Annotated in this window: 13 protein-coding genes; 6 read left to right on the forward strand and 7 right to left on the reverse strand. The window is 32.8% G+C overall.

Features of this window, described 5'->3' with window-relative positions; all coding sequences use genetic code 11:
- The first annotated feature begins 7 nt into the window (after positions 1-7).
- The 3 genes from FHR29_RS11090 (at position 8) to FHR29_RS11100 (ending at position 2021) form a co-directional block, all read left to right on the forward strand.
- Complete coding sequence (locus FHR29_RS11090; protein ID WP_183914639.1) at positions 8-355, forward strand: hypothetical protein; 348 nt, start codon at positions 8-10, stop codon at positions 353-355.
- Positions 356-525: 170 nt separating this feature from the next.
- Entirely contained in the window at positions 526-1503 is a 978-nt protein-coding gene (locus FHR29_RS11095) for a hypothetical protein (protein WP_183914641.1), read from the forward strand.
- 32 nt (positions 1504-1535) lie between these two features.
- Entirely contained in the window at positions 1536-2021 is a 486-nt protein-coding gene (locus FHR29_RS11100; RefSeq protein WP_183914643.1) for a hypothetical protein, read from the forward strand.
- Positions 2022-2264: 243 nt separating this feature from the next.
- On the opposite strand, the gene FHR29_RS11105 is transcribed toward FHR29_RS11100, so the two are convergent.
- The 7 genes from FHR29_RS11105 to FHR29_RS11135 are packed head-to-tail and all read right to left on the reverse strand — an operon-like array spanning position 2265 to position 14385.
- Entirely contained in the window at positions 2265-4034 is a 1770-nt protein-coding gene (locus tag FHR29_RS11105; protein ID WP_183914645.1) for an AIPR family protein, read from the reverse strand.
- The gene (locus FHR29_RS11110; RefSeq protein ID WP_183914647.1) at positions 4035-5951 is read right to left on the reverse strand and encodes an AAA family ATPase; all 1917 of its coding nucleotides are present in this window, start codon (positions 5949-5951) and stop codon (positions 4035-4037) included. It lies immediately after the preceding gene.
- Positions 5941-9564 (reverse strand): Z1 domain-containing protein, encoded by a 3624-nt coding sequence (locus tag FHR29_RS11115; RefSeq protein WP_183914649.1) that lies wholly within the window; start codon positions 9562-9564, stop codon positions 5941-5943. Before FHR29_RS11115 ends, FHR29_RS11110 begins: the two co-directional genes overlap by 11 nt.
- Positions 9561-11018 carry an ATP-binding protein gene (locus tag FHR29_RS11120; protein WP_183914651.1) on the reverse strand — a complete coding sequence of 486 codons (1458 nt, stop codon included), beginning with the start codon at positions 11016-11018 and terminating at the stop codon, positions 9561-9563. Before FHR29_RS11120 ends, FHR29_RS11115 begins: the two co-directional genes overlap by 4 nt.
- Positions 11019-11068: 50 nt before the next feature.
- The gene (locus FHR29_RS11125; protein WP_183914653.1) at positions 11069-12529 is read right to left on the reverse strand and encodes a hypothetical protein; all 1461 of its coding nucleotides are present in this window, start codon (positions 12527-12529) and stop codon (positions 11069-11071) included.
- Positions 12530-12546: 17 nt separating this feature from the next.
- Positions 12547-14166: a DNA cytosine methyltransferase gene (locus FHR29_RS11130; RefSeq protein ID WP_183914655.1), complete on the reverse strand. Its 1620-nt coding sequence runs from the start codon at positions 14164-14166 to the stop codon at positions 12547-12549.
- Entirely contained in the window at positions 14167-14385 is a 219-nt protein-coding gene (locus tag FHR29_RS11135) for a helix-turn-helix domain-containing protein (RefSeq protein WP_183914657.1), read from the reverse strand.
- A 388-nt stretch (positions 14386-14773) separates the two neighbouring features.
- Between FHR29_RS11135 and FHR29_RS11140 the strand changes: the two genes are divergently transcribed.
- The 3 genes from FHR29_RS11140 (at position 14774) to FHR29_RS11150 (ending at position 18174) form a co-directional block, all read left to right on the forward strand.
- On the forward strand, positions 14774-14959 hold the full coding sequence (locus FHR29_RS11140) for a hypothetical protein (protein WP_183914659.1): 186 nt from the start codon (positions 14774-14776) through the stop codon (positions 14957-14959).
- A gap of 131 nt (positions 14960-15090) precedes the next feature.
- A complete protein-coding gene (locus FHR29_RS11145; protein WP_183914661.1) occupies positions 15091-16392 on the forward strand; it encodes a hypothetical protein in 1302 nt (433 codons plus the stop codon).
- Between the two features lie 171 nt (positions 16393-16563).
- The gene (locus FHR29_RS11150; RefSeq protein WP_183914663.1) at positions 16564-18174 is read left to right on the forward strand and encodes a hypothetical protein; all 1611 of its coding nucleotides are present in this window, start codon (positions 16564-16566) and stop codon (positions 18172-18174) included.
- Positions 18175-18600: the final 426 nt, after the last annotated feature.

The following is an 18600-nucleotide window of genomic DNA, read 5'->3' on the forward strand; positions in this document are numbered from 1 at the left end:
AAAAATCATGATAAAGCAATTAATGATAGTAATATCGCTTCTAGCATTTTCTATAAATGGGATGGCACAATCAAATAACCCTATGGGCTCGGCATTAGATTTCACTAAAACGATGAAACTTCCGACTCGAAAAGAAGTTGGTAAAAAAGAACTCAAAGGCGAATATATTTTTACAGTTGACCTTGAAGGTAATTTAACAAATATTAGAGTTAAAGATAGTATGGGTTATGGTTTAGATGATCACGTCGTGAAAAAACTTTCTGAAGCTAAAAACTGGAAAGTAGCTGAAATTGACGGTGTAAAAAAAGCCGTTAACTATACGTTGCCACTTAAGCTAACATTACCGAAAAAGTAAAATAGATGTCAAACAAAATAGGATTAATTTTTAATACTGAAAGATTATATCTAAGATCTATTGCAGCCTTATGGGACAGAAACAAATGTATCCTTCGGGCTGTTTGCATAGCATCTTATGCTGGTTTAATATGATTTATTTTGCTTTTACGCGATAGAAAAATTTAAAAAATGGAAGCAAGAAAAGGGATGAATTATAGTCAAATTATCATAAAGAGAATTATAATAGTTGTATGGCTTATTTGTGCAATAGGACATTCATCATATGGACAGAATAAATACCTCTTATTAGATAGTTTGAAACACTCTTTTGATGTAGAAAGGTACACTTTAAGGATGGACTCATTATATCGTGTTGCGAGTACAGTAGAACTTTTCAATATCATATTGCCTAGACAAGAAGGTTTGGTACTAATTTCTGTTTTACCTCCAAATATAAACGACAAAGGTTTATGGACAAAAATCAATATTGAAAATATTGCATCAGACGATTTCATAAAACCTGCCGATTATAATAAATATTTTAAAAGACCTTTTGCTCTTTCCTTAAACCTTGAACCGCGCATTGATATACTTATAATCAAGAAGGAAAAAGATGGTTATTATTTAGCTAATTTTTGTTTTACACAATATTTCGGTCTTGCAAACCACAGTAGCACTTTTAATACACCTATTAATGTAATCAATATCGGACAAAGTATACTTTCAATCCGTGATATGGAGAAAATTTATAAGAAAGATTTTCCTGGAAAACCTTATATCATGACAGACTACTTTTATAATCACAAAGTAAGCACAATGGTACCGTATGGAACTAACGAACAATATATGAGGATGTATCTGTCAGATATATTTACAATTGGCAAAGAGAAAGCTTATAAATTTTGGACATATGCGTCATGGAATATTGTGGACGGATGGAATTATCCCCGCGGTATAGATCGTTTTATATATATACCGGGCAAAGGTATCGTGGGCGGTTCATTTGACTTCTATTTTGAATCTTACAGGCAGCCGAAAAGACTTTCCACCTTTAATTTAAAGACAAGATCATATGACTACACAAAAAAATTAAGCAGTATATCTAATACACAATGGATAGATAACATCTTAAATGAAAAAATCGCAATAGCTGAGGAGCTAAAGTGAGCGATCCCAACAAATATCAATAGTAACGATAGATGAAACATCAATTTATATTGCCTTCTTTTCCTGATTCCAACTTTGAGATAGAAGTTTCATTTTGGACAGGTAAGCAGATATTATACAAAGACGAAGTGCTCGTGGAGCAATCAGTTGAAATAGGTAAACCTTTTTTAATACCTGATAGTAATAGAAAAATTGTGAAAGCATATCCAAAATCTGCATTTCCTGACATCATACCTGTTTTAGAAATTAATGATATAAAATATAGTATCGTCGAAAGATTGCCCTGGTATCAAATGGCATTCGCCCTCCTACCCTTTTTACTGGCCTTTATTGATGGTGGTGCTTTAGGTGCGGTATTAGCTGGTGTAATTGGAGCTGTTGCCTCCTTATTGAATCTACTAATATTGAGAAATGACCAATTTGGAAAAATCAAATACCTATATGTGATAAACGTAACACTTATAGCATATGCATCTTATTTTTTCTACGAAGCAATGATTAAAGAGTGGATTAATTAGAAAATTGAAAGAATGAGAAATTTTTAGGGATGATAAAAAAGTCAATTACTATTGATTCCAGATTTGATTGAACGCTAAGATTTTTTCAATGTGAGCTTTATTACAGAAGGTTTACTCCTAAAAAATCAATATATAGTACAAAGATATTTCACTTAGTAAATAGCACTCTTAACTTTTTACAGCCTCTTACAGAAAATTATTACCAAGCATAGTGCCGAATCAAAATTCGGTTCGGCACATTATTTATTGAAAATTATTCTTAACCGCTGTCCAACATTCTTCTTTCTTTGCCCATTCCCCATATAAAGACCCCGGTGCCTTATCTTTAATAAATTGCTCTACCTGAACCATCAGATCATAAATTGTAGTTTGCAACTCGTCAGATAGACCTTGCTTCTTCCATATTTGATAAAGATCTATTTCTAATTCTTTCCTATATGCTAATATGGCAAGACTGTAAGGTACCGTAATATATCTCATATCTCCAATAGAATTAGGTTTTATTCCGTACAACTTTTCTGCTGTCCTAAATAGAATTGACTTTGCCATTGCCTCTTCAAAATATTTATTATCCGGATTTTCAGGAATATTATGTACAATAAACTGTGCGTAATTTTTCTGACTTCCCCTTACAACTATATGAGGTCCGATAACAAGCTTGTCTTCCACATAGATTTCACTCCATGTATTTATTGATTTTGCCAGTTCTTCTTTCGTAAAAAACTGTTTTTTGGGGTTTTTAAGATCAAATGCCTTCAGCTTAGCTTTTGTAGTTCCCTCTCTTGACCTTGCATTTCTGTATTGACCTCTGGCTCTTTCGTAAAACCATCTGGTCTGATGGGATTGACCAGTAATAGGAGGAGCCCATATATTTCTGGATAATTTTTCAAGTTCAATGTGAAATGGTGTATTAGAACTAAGGTCAGAAATCGAAACTTTATTCTGAGTGTTGGCGTATTCAGCAATACGGCTTACGATCTCAGCAAAATTATTTTTATCTTTTATGATACTCAGTTTGACCTGAACCACAATATCTTTTATATCGGCCTTATCCTTCTTCCAAGTGTGATATATAGATGCCGTTGTCTGCCCTCCATTTACAATCTGAAGATCTTTTACAGATTCTATCAGATATCCCTGTTCTGTCTTTTTGAGTTTCAAATCGTCGGCAGTAGCAGCAATTCCATTGTTAAAAGCTAAGAACATCTGTGGCTCTTTCAGTATTGTATTTCGTATTCCTTTATTTATTTTTCCTGTAAATTGTAAAAAAGACCTCACGTTTTGTTCTAGTAATCTGGCTCCATATTGTTCATAAATTGAGACAAGTGCTTGTCCTGGGATTAAAGCCAGGTAAGACTGATATTCAGGATTATCTATATCCGCCTTAATACAGGGTACTTCAAAACCGTCCTGTTCAAAATCGATTTCTATAGGAACATATTCTTTTTCAGAAATATTGAAAAGATAATTCAAATCAATCACTCTAAAAAAAACAGGAATCTCATTTAATTCTTTTTGTGCAGGAATTTCCCCATTATAAATACCGTCGGTTAAAATAAATATATTTATTCTTACAAGGTTTTCTCTCAGTTGTATCGAGGCATTTAATGTATTTGCAAAATCAAATATCTCTGATGATTCTTCTAGGCTATCGGCATATTCTCTGTTATCGGCTTTTTTCAAAAATGAGAGTAATAATTTTGCGGCATTATCAATATCCGATTTCTGAATACGTATAGGTACTTCTGTACATTTAAATATTGTAATAAAAAGGTCGAGTGTCTCATAATTATCAGAAATGGCATAAGCATTGATTTTATGACGGTTTCTTGGTACGATGCTTTCATGAAAAGAAATCCTGACATCTGCTGTGTCACCTCCTTCTGACAAAAGAACAATAGCCTGATTAGTAAACAACTGCTCTAATGAGCCTCCTCTTTCATTTGAAAGCTGCTCTGATCGAATATCCTGTAATAAATCGGTATAAAACCGATTGAGTTCCTGTTGTGCCATTTACAAAAGATTTTTTAATATCTGCCCAGCCTCATTGTAAACCTCATTAATTAAATCATAAGGATTAAAAACAACATTTCTTTTATCTTCTTTATGCAACATTGAAAAAATACAAATACCCTTACATAAATCAGATAGAGATTTTTGATTTTTTCCTTCTCTGGGCTCTTCTGAATTGTCAGACTTTAAAAAACGGGCTATTGGTTTACATTCTGCATTCAACATTCTTTCTTCTCCACTGTATTCCACCAATATTAGGTTCTCTAAAAGCTGGAATTTATATCTGTAATCGTAACCTGTATTAGCATCTTCCTTATCAAAAAAGAGATAGACAGGGTTTTCATCCAGAACTTCAACAATAATTTGTGTTTTCACCTTGTTTAATTCTTTAAGAATAGTAAAACCTGTTTCAAGTTCTATTTTAAATATTGGAGACCTTAAATCGTGGTGCGACAGAGGGTTCAACAATCTGTTCTTAATTCTGTTTAAATCATCAATATACTTAAAATCCATCCCGTAGCTTTTAATCAGAGTTTCAAATTTATCTATCAGTTTTTGTAACCCCGTAAAGCCTGACTGAGAAATATTCTTAGCATTTGATTCTTTTGGCATGAAAAACCATACCTCATCATTTTGATTAATTGATAAATGCTTTTTTGACACAACAATATGGCTGGTATCATTATCTGATCTTGAAAAACCAGAATGTAGCATATTCTCAGGAAGAATTTCACGTAACTTTTGTTCAAATGCCTTTCGTAAATAATTTGCACACGCCGGATAATCTCCCTGTGTTAAGTAAAACCACGCTCTTTCTTCATAGCTGCCTGATTTTCTGATTAATGGTCTGTCAACCGAACTACTGTGATTATCTACATAGAATTCTGTTTTTTGCCAGCCTTCAAGATATGATTTAGCGACATTAAACCATTCTCTGTCATAAGTAGTGAGAAAAATTTGAGAACCTTTAAATGAACTACCATCTCCAAGATCATCCGAAGTGAGTATTTTCAGCAAAGGAATTCTATTATTCATATCCAGTCCGATAAAGATATCGTCTAAAAAAAGAATTCTTATTTCTGTGGGGGGAACACAGAGTTGATGAGCCAGAAATACAGAGATTGCTATAGCTGTAAGACGGGCTTCGTTTAACATATCATCATGCTCCGGCAAATCCTTACCAAAAAGTTTCACATTAAATAAAATTGCTGGATTATTAAGTGCTCCATCTATTATTTCTCCATCTATATATTGTATTTTTAAGCTACATTCCTTTTGAAAAAAAGTAAGAAGCATATTTGCTTTCATTTCAAGCGCCTCGAAAAGAGCAGTAACATTAGTATTGTAATCAGTCAGAGCTTCCTGATCCAATCCTCCACATTTAACCCAGAGATTTTTATAAGCTATTTTATTTTCTCGTTGTGCCGGTGCAGGAACAACCATGTCAGAGAATAATCCGTCTTGTCCAAGAAATAAAGAAACCAAATCGGGTTCCTGATTATCCGGTCTGAAATGTAGTTTGAGTAAATCCCTGTAACTGATAAATCCATTAGTAATGTTTGTCTGGCTAATATAGTTTGTATCAACTCCTGACTCATTATTAACCAATAGGTATTGATTACCATCAGAGGAAAACCTATGATGGCTATTATCATCAATTTCTATATCTATAAAGGGTTCATCCGAAGTATTCCCTGGTTTATAAAACAGGTTTTTATAAAATGGCTTTCCTGTGTTTGATGCAGCATTAAAAAAGTCTTTTAGAGCCCTGAATAGTGACGATTTTCCACTTCCATTTTCTCCATATATCAGTAAGTTATCTCCGTGAGGGAGATCTATCATGTAGCGAGACGACTCCTGATCCTCATTTACCAAGAATGCTCTGTAATTGCTGATATGTATACGTTTAATTTTCATTAGTCAGCGTTTTGTAAATAAGTTTGAACCTAGGAATAGTATTAATGGTATATACTGCTTTTTTCACAGTACTTAGTGGAGCATTCAATATCTGATAATAGTTTCTTATCTGCTCCATATGGTTATCAAATTGTTCGAGATTGTTTAATTCGGACAGGACGCTTAGACGATTATCTTTAAATATTCCCGGGAAATAAATCTCAAAGATAGCTACATCCAATACGTTTATAAAGTATGAGCTCAAAATGCGGCTATCTCTGGAAACCTTATCCTTTTCAAGCATTAGAATACTTTTAACTAATGATATCATCCCAATATTTTTGTGTCCTGTTGTTACAACCGGAAAGTTCTCAATCACACTTTTTGTTTTCCTATCTTTTGCTTCACTATTATAAAAAGCAAACAATGCAGAGTTAAAAAGTGCAAGTAAGTATTCGGATGCCATTTCTGGACTTCTGAACGCCAGACAGCTACTGCTGATAACAAGTCTTTGTTCAGATAAAGCAAACTTTTGTGCCTGACAAGTTATTGCTGTAGTTACAACGAATCCTTTATCTATTTGAGCTACGTTTTCATTTATTACACCTGTTTCGATGTCAGGATTAATATAATACCGATGAATATCATTTTCATGTACTAAAGGGATGCCTTCTTCTTTTTTAGCAACTATCGATAGTCTGCTTGATGTAACTCCCTGAAGAAAATCAGGTTTCCAGCTTCCATCCATCTTTTTTATCTCTCCCCACAATGCTTCCTTTTCTTCTTGCTGGTTTTCTTCAACTATGGTCACAAGAGGTTCATCCAATTCTTCTTCATCCAGTTCATCAACGTAATCCAGCTCATCAAGGAAGCGTTGGTTTACGGCATATTCAATCTTCTCATCATTTTCTATCCAAGGAAAACTTGCGGCCAAACCTACTAATGGCATTTCTGAAAATGCGGCTTTGTTTTCTTCTGGCTTAGGGTTCAACAAATAAATTAATAGTAATGCTTGCTTTTCTGGTCTGCTCTTTTTAATACGAATGGGGCTGGGCTTATCTACACGCGAAGGGTCTTTGCCATTTTTTTCTACATCTTTTTTGGAATCGCCAAGTGCATTTTCGATCTGTTCATCCGTAAGATCAATGTACTCATGGCGTGGATCGATAATGTGTGATTTATTAATGGTATAATAATTAAATTGTGTTTCTGCATCAGTTCGTTTCGTCAATCCTACTGTGACTTCTTCATTGATTTTTATTCCTTTTTTGTCATCTGTATTATTAATCAGCACTATAGTCCAGTCGGTAAGTATTCCATTTTTTTGCTGTGCTTGGATATAATCAGACATTAACCTAACATTAAATGATGGTTGTTTGGTTTGATATCTCTCCAAATAGTTCATAACCTTGCCTGCGTTACCTTTACCTCTCCATACAAAATGATTTCTGAAACGTGATTGGTTATTAGGAGCTCGATCGGGTAGACCGAGACTGTTAATAAGAGCTAGGGTGTGCGTGTAGTTTTCCAGATGAATTGGATCATTTTTCCGGAATGAATACGTCTCTTCGAGTTCTCCAGAAAGACTGAGTTCCATAATTTTTTTATAACGAAACTTATTCGAAGCTGTAATGACCAATGCCCCGGAGTGTGTACGCACTTTCAGACCATATTCGGCTGGTGTCTTATCTAGGTCACCCATGCGGTCAAATTCGGCACGCATTTCTTCTGTTGCTACTGTAATGTGTTCATACCATTCTATCACCTCATTGCTTGTAAACAACCTACATAAATCTAAATAGCCTGACCTGTAACCAAACCAACGTCCCATCTGCATTAGGGTATCATACATTTTTGATGCCCTGAGAAAGTAACTAATGGTTAATCCTTCGAGGGTGAGTCCGCGTGACAGCTTATTTCCACCTACTGCAATCACTGACAAGCCTTTCGGATTATCGTAATAATCCAACGGGCGGATGTTTTTGTGTTTCAACCGATCGATTTTTGTATCACCATGTATGGCTCTCACTTCAATCTTTGCCACTGCTGGATAGAGGTTTTTCTCTACCTGTTCCCAAGCGATAGGTTGAATGTCCGGATCATTTACAGAGCGGTTATCTATTATATCTCTTGTAGTTTTCACAAACTCATCTTTCCACAATTGTTCAAGATTTCTAATAAAATTACGATCATTGAACTCTATACGCCTGATATAATTCTTTACCTCATTTTCTACCAGAGTAGCTATTTCATCCTGCACATCAATGAATCTCGTAACATGAATCAGCATGGAGTTATGTACATTTTCTTGGCCACGTGCCAGCCTACCAGCACAGGATAAAAAGAAACATCTAATTGCCTTGTGCAAACTGTAAGGAATATCACTGGGTTTCAGATCTTTTTTATGCTTTTCGGGAATAAAGGATTCATGATCGTCTATTTTTCTAAACAGCCTTAGTGGGTGTACGTCTTTTTTTATATTTTCCAGGGACTCTATTCCAAACAATTTTTCGGGGCCTATGTAATTGGAAGGTGCAGGAATATTTACAATGAAATTCTTCGGAAAAATATCGTTACCCAGTGATAGAGGAATGTTATTGATATTATATTCAAGACCTTTTACATCATCATCAGTATATTGCTTAATAAAAATATTGGCATACGGTGTTGCAGTATAACCAATATAAGCACTTTGCTCAAATAGCTTGAGCATGGAGCGGATACAGGCATTAATACCTGATACATGGTTTTTACTAATATTGATAGATGCGTTGTCTGCCTCGTCATCAATTACCAGCAAAGGCAGGTTTTTAATTTGCTTTTTTCCATCTTCCATCATCTCACCTCTGATTGCCAACCAGCTCAGCAGGTTTTTCATTACAGATGCATTTTTCTTAATGACTAGGATAATAGGATCATTACCACGAATATTAATACCAGAGGATTCCGATGCACTTCGATTAAAATCTCCGTTTATTGTATTGGTAGTGAGTGAGTGTGCGGCAAGGTTTGGATTGATTTTGCCAACACCAATTCTGTTGGTAGTCTGAGTAAAATTTCTCGCCATTTGTGTGTCAAAACCCAGAAATCCTTCATCTACCCTCAACTGTGTTTGCGAACGCAGTGAATTGTGAATACCTGCAAGTACAATAATGAGTTTATAGCCTGCATCGGCAGCCTTGCACATAAGCCCTATATAGTTGCCCGTTTTTCCTGACTGTACGTGACCTACAATCAATCCCCGTTTATCAAATGGGTGTATATTATGACCGGGACGGATTAAGCGATCTAGTACATCATCAGTCAAATTATCCAATTGATTGATGGTATCAGGCGCATAATTTTTCTGTTCCAATAACATACGATACCTGTTCCAGAAGTTCCACTTAATTTCAGCCTTTACGCTTTTTACCCACGGTTCTGGTTTTTTATCATCCAGAATACGGTATTTGTCGGAAAAAACAGCATAAAGTGCTTCAAGTTGTTCTTGTAAAGTATGTTGTTCTGTTTCAGAAAGATTAAACAGTTGATTTACTTGTGTTATTTTTTGCCTTATAAAATCTGCATTGATGCTTTCTGTAGCTACAGAAAGCATTGTAATACAAATTTGTCTGGCCTGTTCGAAATTGGTCATAGACATTCAATTAATTCCGGATACTCATTAAATGGCTCAATCAGCAATAATCTGCTTTTCGTCTGTTCCGGTGTGTTAGTATTCAATAATGAGTTATATACTGTTTTCAGCAATTCTTTCAGCTCACTGGAAGCCGCTGCTTTTTCAAATGGTCTCAAAAATGAATCTGGATTTTCGGACTCATTAATAACAATCAATGGAACCGGTAATGTTTCTTCCAACAATCTGATAAGCGGTTTTATAGCTTTCAGATCCATTGATGAAATGAAAGGATGTTCCTGGTTTATTTCGTAATAACGCTTTCCACCCTTTTGTTTTTCTATCCAGACTGGCTGAAAATGCTGTGTTGCAGAATTCCGTTGAACGACTTTACCTCTGTGCCTGTAAACCTCAACAGCCTGAGCTCTTACCAGAGATGCATAAGCTTTCAGATTGTCTTTGAGTCCGAAAGGGGCTCTTGCAACTGATTTTTTAATATCAATCTGCCATTCTCCATCCAGACTATTTGGCAAGTCAATCATAATTCTTGCAAGTTTGAAGTGCTCTTCTTTCCTGAACAGTCCCAGCCATTCACCATTAACCAGCATCCGTTCATTCCTGTATACGTAAAATCCCTGCTGTGCATTCCACCCTCTTACACCTTCTGCATTTCTAAATTCTTCCTGTGTAAGTTTAGATTTATGAGGTAACACAAAGCCCCTGACTTTTATTTTCCCATTATGTAGTGGTTCCTCAGGAAAATTTTGTGTTGCTGTATGTTTTATCAGGAAAGGGTTCCATGCTTCAACTTCCCTATCACTGAAAAATATTTTTATTTTATTACTTTCTATATATCGGTGAAAAACAGTTGCAATATGCTTTTTGACTCGCTCCATTGTCTGGAGAAATTTATCGTAAGCTTTTTGGTTATTAGTTGCTATTCCTTTCAACAAATGATCCATATCCTGCCAGACAACAATGGTTCCGGAAGATAAATTTTGAATTTGTTCGTTCCAGTTCCCATCTGGTAATGAAGCAATAAGTTTCCACTCTTTTGCATAATGATACACATAGTCGAGATCCCATGTCCAGAAAAAGGGTTCTTCTGATTTCTTTTTAGAAATGACAGAATACTTTCTGCACTGTGAGAATGAGGCTGTTTTCAATCCCAGACCAAAACGGCCGAGGTCATTTACATCCCGATCTTCATTCGGATCTCTAGATCCTGGACGCATTGCGTTGATCAATTCATCATTCGTCATACCATAACCATCATCTTTCAATGAAAATGTAGTATTTGCTCCTTTCCAATCAAAATCTATCCATATATTTTTTGCTCCTGCCGATATTGAATTATCCAATATATCCGCAACAGCAGCTTCCATACTATACCCCACAGCTCTGAATGATTCGAGCATGTTAACTGCAATTGGTGCAGCATCAGCAGTTTTATATTTTGAATAATCTGAACTCATATTTAGGTCAATTGGTTTAATATTAAAATCTTAATAGCGCTCTACATTACTTATTTGAAGTACTTTTCTTTCAAAACTGTAAGCCTTGATAAATCCCTTTCCATTTCATATTTTGAATTCATACTTACTACATTTTTTTTTCTTAAAGCAATAGCATCTATTTTATCATATAAAGTTGAATCTATTACACTAGATGTAAAAATCCCGTAACCATCAGCATTATACTGTTCTATAATGTCAGAGATATCTAATACTTTTGAAGCAGCAAGTGACTTATTTTTCTGAAGAAGCTTACATTGAAAAATAAATTTTTTTGGGATATGTCCTATCCGTGGTGATGTAAACACAACTATATCACGTCCTCCATCTCTACTACGAGATTTACCCATCTTTTGAATAGTTTTATTATCAAATCTGGGGTCATAATAAATTAAGTCATAACAAAGCTCCTCAAAGGACTCATCGTCCAACATTTCCCATTCGCATTCAATATTTGCTTTTAAACCAATTAAATTACCTGTTGTAAACATTATTATGGAAGCTTTTTGATTAATTTGTAATATCTCATTAAAGTTTAACTTAATGCAATCCCAAAACAAAACTTTATAACCTCTATAGTGAAACAATATAAAACTAACCTGATGAGACACTTCGACATATAGATCTGAATTAATGTGTGACATCCAATTATGTTGATCTGAAAAATCACGTTCGTTCTCAAACACTTGGGATATACATTGAAAAGCCTTTAATAAGGAACTAAAGGGAACACTAAAAATATACTTTTCACCTATTACATAATAGCTGCCGTTCAAAGATAACATACCTGCTTTTTCAAATGATTTTCTAGGAATCCTGACCTTTGAGTATCGACTTAGGATAGTTTTGATATCACTCTGCGGTGGTATAATCCAAGATTCGGTAGAAACATAGAAATCTTGTTTAATATTTTGTGAAGAACTACATCGCCAAAAACCAAAAACATGATCTGGATCGTATTTTATAATTTGATCAAGAAATTCTTTCGGATTATCATAATTACACTCTTCTTCAAAATAAGCTCCGTTAATCAAATTAGCTAAATAATCATCCGCTAAATGAGGAAAGTGCAAAGTTCGAGTTTTAATCTCAGATCTATAATTTTCAAGCAAGTCTACGAGATCTAGTTCACACTCCTCAATCTCCTCATATTGTAAGGCTAAAACCATCTGATATAAATAAGTACTTAATAATTGTACATCAAATGATGTTATCTTAAACTGTGCTACTGGTCTGTGATAGTTAATTGTACAAACTTTATAATTTGATACCGTCCCAAACTTAGCAACGGACTCACAGATAAAAGATGCTTCTAAATAATAATCAGCTAGGTCACTGTAATGAGATGCTCCTTCTATCACCTTTTGAAAAAGAAAACCTTCTTTATTATTTTCCAAAAACGTAAGGATGTCGTGAGGTCGCAATTCATCCGAAGTAGCAAAATCAATATTAAAGCATTCTAACTTAGACATACAAACAACAATTTTATTTAGACTATTTGATCAAATACAGCTTTAACTATTTTTCCAATTTGAAAAGCCAAATAAGGGGGAACCGCATTTCCGACTTGATGATATTGGTTTGTACGTCCCCCGAAAAAATAATAATTATCAGGAAATGTCTGAATACGAGCCGCTTCTCGAACAGTTAAACTACGTGCTTGTGACGGATCATAATGAATAAAATAATGCCCATCCTTAGAGATATGACTAGTTACTGTAGTAGCTGCATCATCTGGCAACTGTACCCTAAATCTATCATTAAATTTACCAGACTCTGCATTTTCATGATCAGGAAGAAGGCCATTTCCCGCACTTTTATAATCCATCATTTTAGGGAAAGTTCCCCTTTTCATAGTAAACGTAGCCGCAAAATAATAACGATAGATATCTTGCAAAAGATGTTTCCTCGATTCATGATGAAGAATACCATTAAGCTTTCTATCATAATACCAATCTTTCAATATATGATTATCATTAAGGTCAAATTCATCTGTCGCAACATAATCCTTTCCTAAAGAAGAGGCTAAATCTGATTCACACAACGAATAATTTGAATCGAACATATCTCGCAATTGCTTATCAAATGACAACAGTTTATCCTTCCAAATATTAAAATTATCAGTCAATCTATTATATATTCTTTTCTTCTTTCTGTTCCCCCTCTCATCAAGTATCCACTCAAAATCAAGATATTCTCTTGTTAAACCACTTCGTAGCTTAGGTAAATTATTTATAACATTTCTCACTGTTTCAAGTGGACTTCTTTCTAAAATATTAGGAATTACATTTATATCGTCCCTAATTCCTAAAAGAATAACGCGATGTCGCTTCTGAGGAACTCCATAATTTTCAGATTTTATTAAAAAATCTTGAGGCTTAAAATATGGTTCACCGGTAATTAAATCGTATTCATTAGGTAAAGATGATAATGAATAGATATGGTATCTAACTCTATCAATCTCTATCTCATCTACAAAAGGTTTAGTTGGATCTTGAAGGTCACTTAAAATGTTTGAAAAAATACTGTTATCTTCAGTTTTAGCAGATAAAAGCCCTTTAACATTTTCCATAACAAAAATAGCTGGTTTATGAACTGCAATTATTCTTAAATATTCTTTGTACAGCCCAACGCGCTTATCTTTGGTTTCATCCAAAATTGTTTCCTGTCTTCTTGATCGTCCTACTAAAGAATATGCTTGACAAGGAGGTCCTCCAATAAGCACCCAGTTTCTTTCATTATTTAATGCATCACTTATACGCTCATCAATTCTTTCATTAGAAACTCCATTTGAGTCACTTTCATCAGGAACCCCTAAAGTCACACACCAAGCCTCATCATCTGCGCACTGGTATTCCACAGGATAAGCATTATATAAATCATCTAATGATATTATACCCTGAACAAAATCATAATACTCCTGAGGATATTGGTCATCAGCAAATTGCCTACAAAAACTTCTTAAGCGCAATGTCTGATGTGCATACTGATCTTTTTCAATAGAAAGTTTAATTTGAAATACGCGATTATTATCTTCATCCAATACTGATGAAAACCCCTCACCAAGGCCCCCTGGCCCCGCAAATAAATCTACAATTGGAATTGGCATCTATTCGAAATCTTTATGGTTAAAAAAATCTTTAACAGATGCACCCAAGGTTACAATCAGTTTTTCTAGATTGATTATGGAAATATTTCTTTTACCATTTTCAACTTCACTTATATATGTCTTATCTACATCAGATTCATAGGATAACTTCTCCTGTGTCAACCCCTTATCAGTTCTTAAATTTTTAAGATGTTTACCAATTTTCTCTTTTATATCCATAGTGCAAACTCGTTAATTTTCGACTATAAGTCAATCGGATATAAGTGAACATTTAAGATTTATTATAGCAAATAGTAAAGGGATATCAGGCGAGATAAATGTTATGAAATTTTAAAAACTAAGAATGAAATAGAACTGTTTAAAATTCTAATTTTATAGACAATTCTCATAAAGATTCTTGTAGCTAATCTCATCTTACTTTTATAAAATAAGTGTACAATTATAAATTAAATTTGAAAAATACGGGAACCCGTAAACTCTAAAGATATCAATTAATACCTTTATCAATAAGTAACTATATTCTTTAAAATTACAAGCATCTACATAATCAGAGTTAGCATGGCTTTTTAAAGAATAGTATTTGATTTTAAAATAAAATTCACCCAAAATGGCTTGGAAAGAAAAAAAGTACAAAATTGTACAATTAAAACATGGAATTGAACACCCTTTTGAAATTCTACCCGGAGAATTCGATATGGAAGAAGATGCAATTAAATATTTAAAAGAGTTTAATCCCGATAGACATTCGCAATTTATGATTGTACCAATACTGATTTTCACACCCAATAATTAACATATAAATATCATTTTAATTGGTAATATTTTCGGAATTTAATACCTTTTTATATATAGTATCATAATGATACTATAAAATATTACTATATTTTATAATTATCCAAAACGCTAATTTATTACCTATAACTAATGCCAATAAGCGCCAAAATCCTGCAAAAATTGCAAAATGCTAAAATTGAAATTGAAATTGAAGAAATTGAAGAGACCTCTAAGTTAGATATAATAAAAAAAAATGGCAAAGAAGCTACAACAAAGCATTATGCTAAAATCCCCTGTGAAAGGGAATTCACCTTACTTAATCTAAAAGAAGATATTGAAGCTGACTTTTACTTAAAAAGTAACTTTGAAAAATACAAATATATTAAGGATTACGAAGCAATTTGGTCAACGGAGGAAAAAGTTATCGAATGCGAACTAGAAAATACAAGAAAATTTTTGGGCTTTACCTTACTAAGTAGAAATCTTCATAGAATATTTGGTGAGAATGAATACAACTCGGAAGATTATAATAGGTATGAATTTGACAATTCTGAGGTAGGAATAAAAATTAGTATTGGTCATGCAAGTATCGAGTATGCACTTTTAGCATGTAAATCTGGGGCATACTCTAATTTCAGCTTTAATAGGAGAAAAATAACTATCAGAATTGAAAATATCAGCATTCCAACACATGAAAAAGCACAAAAAATTTTAGAAAAAATAGGAAATTCGTTACTTTTTAAGATTGATATGACTCTAAATTTAGGACTAAAATTAGCTCAAGATAGGAGTTTTAAAAAATCTTTCAATAAGAACCGAAAATCAGAATTTTTAGTAGATAAGTCATTTCCAATTTACGAATATGATAAGGAGCCTATTTCATTATATTGGTATGCAAAATCTGCATATGAAATGCCTTTGTTACAATTTCTCGCACTATATCAAATTTTAGAATTTTATTTCCCTATATTTTCACAAAAAGCTGCTCATCAACAAATTAAAGATCTTATCAAGGATCCAAGATTTAATGCTAATAAAGATTCAGACATCACAAGGATTATTTCTGCAATTTCTTTAAACAAAAACCGAGAAGGATTCGGTACTGAGTTAGAGCAATTAAAGGCGACAATAAGTAGTTGTGTAACTGACGACGACATTAGAGAAGTTATCCAGCAAAATGATATGGTTGATTTTTACAAAGAAAGGAAGTCGAAAAAAATTTCAAATAAAACTTTTAACCTTGAAAATAAATCTACCAATTTAATTAATGAATCTGCAGAAAGAATATATGAAATAAGATGTAGAGTAGTACATACTAAAGCTTCGGAAAAAAACTATGAACCTTTGTTACCTTCTTCACCAGAATTAAAAGACTTAGGAAATGATATCACAATAATCGAAATGATCGTAAAAAAAATCATGATATCAACCTCTAGATTATTAACAATATAAAATCAACGAGAAAAGTAATTGTGATGTTTTTATATTATTAAAATTTTTCAAATAAATAATATAGTAATTAAAATTACACATTTGCTTAATGAAGTTGGCAATAACAATTGTATAAACAATGATTAAAAAATAAACATACAATAGCTATTTACAAATAATTAATATTTTGACATGCTATTTAACAGCAAACTACTATCCACAGAAGAATTAAGCAATTTACAATATAAATCCTCAATTAAAGGAAGTTATAGTACAATGCAATTTGTTTTAAGATTAAATGAAAACGTTAGGTATAATCTGAATGAATCGACAGAGTTTGATTCAGATAAAAAACAAGCATTTTCTACATACTTACATGAAACTATACATTGGTGGCAACATATAGGTTCAAATTTCGGATTTATATTAAACACGTCATTTCCCGCACTTGCAGTAGAATCAATTAGTCCACTTAACAATATCATAAAGCAGGGAATAAAAGTAAAACCGATTTTGGATTATGAAAAAAGTTATTTCGAAGAAAATGGATCAGCTGATATTGCTGATGTAAATATTATAGTAAATAATTTCTATGATATTGAGTACGCTAAATTATTTTGTTTAGATAACAAAACAATAATGGATATTGCTGATGACAGAAGATTTTTTTTATCAATGGGTCATTGTTTTAATATATTATGGACAAATGCTTTACATGTCTATAAAGATACCATTGATCACGACTTTAAATTTATACCAAATTATGATAATTGGGTGAATGAATTTAAAAATCTTGAACACAAGAAAGTCGATGGATTTTATCCAGATTCCAAGCTTCACTACGCGCCATTAGGTATACGTCAAATTTTTGAAGGTCAAGCTGTTTTTAATCAAATAGTTTATTTAAAAAATGCTTTCAAGGAAAATAATATTATTTTTAAAGATTTTATTGATCAAGGTATTTTACATGGAATTTATCTAGAAGCATTTGATCACTTTCTAAGAATACTAAATGAAGAAAGACCCATATTTGTTGAAGATAGCCTAATATCGTTATTTCTTTTATCATGTGACCTTTCAATAAATCCAACAAATGGTTTTCCACTGGATATTTACGATTTCAGAGGTTTTATTAATAAGAATAATCCCGGATTACGATTTATAAGTATATGTTCTTTTATATCTAAAAAGAAAACATATTTTTTAGAAAAATGTAAAATACCATCTAAAGAAACTTACATCGAACTATCGAAGATGATAAGTGAAGCTCTGGGGTACAAATGTCCATACCAATCATTATCAGTATATACAGAGTGGTTAAAAAATGACAGTATTAAGGAACTATTAAAAGAAGAAGAAAACCACAAGTATAAAACTGAAAACATGCCATTTCGCCTATTTTTAGCGAAATTTATTAAAATACAACTGGATAAAAAGGATTTTCCTGAAGTATTTTGTTGGATTGGGCATTATATGTCTACACCGAATAATAATTATGTAAAAATATTATTTGAAAATCACAAAGCTTTGTTCACAGATGCTGAAGATGGTGAAATAAAACCAATAATTCGTGAAAAAATTTCAGAAGAGAACTTGTTAGAAACATTCAATCAATTTTATCTTAATACAATGCTTTTTGAGTTAATTCTTAAGTGGATTAGTGAAGATGGTGAGTTCAAATTTGATTACAAGTGGCTAATGAATGAAAGAAATGAAGAGATAATTCCTAGACTAAAGGAAGAGTTTAAAAGAATGTTTGGTATTGAAATTGATGAAATCTCCCACTTACATTGTAACCAATGAAAACACTCTCTAAATAGCGGATTAAAAAAAGTTATTTTAGTATCTGGATTTTTTCACAAAAATCCAGATACTTGTTATTGTCTCGTCCTGAAAACACTTTAAAAGTATACAATGTACTTTTCCTATCTAAAGCTTGGAATTATAAAAAATTAACAACAATAAAACAAACTTGAATAATGAGTAAAAATCAGAAAAAAATAGATGCTATGATCAAAAAAAGTAAAAAGCGAGATACAATACAGGGATGCGCATAGCGAGCTAGCCCCATTAAACTTTCTTATAGTCAACCCATATATCAATATTGCATAGGTTAAGTTTTCAGAATAACAACGTGTTCATATTTTACTAAATATTACATTATCCATAATTCTATTTATTTAAATTAGATATTACATCTACGTTAAAACTATAAAAGTTAAATAATAT

The organism is Sphingobacterium sp. JUb56, assembly GCF_014191365.1.
GTDB classification, from domain to species: Bacteria; Bacteroidota; Bacteroidia; order Sphingobacteriales; family Sphingobacteriaceae; genus Sphingobacterium; species Sphingobacterium anhuiense.

What these genes read in the sequence shown, in the direction of transcription:
- FHR29_RS11150 (WP_183914663.1), top strand. Translation starts at nt 16,564, where the DNA reads ATGCTATTTAACAGCAAACTACTATCCACAGAAGAATTAAGCAATTTA.
- FHR29_RS11135 (WP_183914657.1), bottom strand. Translation starts at nt 14,385, where the DNA reads ATGGATATAAAAGAGAAAATTGGTAAACATCTTAAAAATTTAAGAACT.
- FHR29_RS11145 (WP_183914661.1), top strand. Translation starts at nt 15,091, where the DNA reads ATGCCAATAAGCGCCAAAATCCTGCAAAAATTGCAAAATGCTAAAATT.
- FHR29_RS11090 (WP_183914639.1), top strand. Translation starts at nt 8, where the DNA reads ATGATAAAGCAATTAATGATAGTAATATCGCTTCTAGCATTTTCTATA.
- FHR29_RS11140 (WP_183914659.1), top strand. Translation starts at nt 14,774, where the DNA reads ATGGCTTGGAAAGAAAAAAAGTACAAAATTGTACAATTAAAACATGGA.
- FHR29_RS11120 (WP_183914651.1), bottom strand. Translation starts at nt 11,018, where the DNA reads ATGAGTTCAGATTATTCAAAATATAAAACTGCTGATGCTGCACCAATT.
- FHR29_RS11105 (WP_183914645.1), bottom strand. Translation starts at nt 4,034, where the DNA reads ATGGCACAACAGGAACTCAATCGGTTTTATACCGATTTATTACAGGAT.
- FHR29_RS11095 (WP_183914641.1), top strand. Translation starts at nt 526, where the DNA reads ATGGAAGCAAGAAAAGGGATGAATTATAGTCAAATTATCATAAAGAGA.
- FHR29_RS11115 (WP_183914649.1), bottom strand. Translation starts at nt 9,564, where the DNA reads ATGACCAATTTCGAACAGGCCAGACAAATTTGTATTACAATGCTTTCT.
- FHR29_RS11110 (WP_183914647.1), bottom strand. Translation starts at nt 5,951, where the DNA reads ATGAAAATTAAACGTATACATATCAGCAATTACAGAGCATTCTTGGTA.
- FHR29_RS11100 (WP_183914643.1), top strand. Translation starts at nt 1,536, where the DNA reads ATGAAACATCAATTTATATTGCCTTCTTTTCCTGATTCCAACTTTGAG.
- FHR29_RS11125 (WP_183914653.1), bottom strand. Translation starts at nt 12,529, where the DNA reads ATGTCTAAGTTAGAATGCTTTAATATTGATTTTGCTACTTCGGATGAA.
- FHR29_RS11130 (WP_183914655.1), bottom strand. Translation starts at nt 14,166, where the DNA reads ATGCCAATTCCAATTGTAGATTTATTTGCGGGGCCAGGGGGCCTTGGT.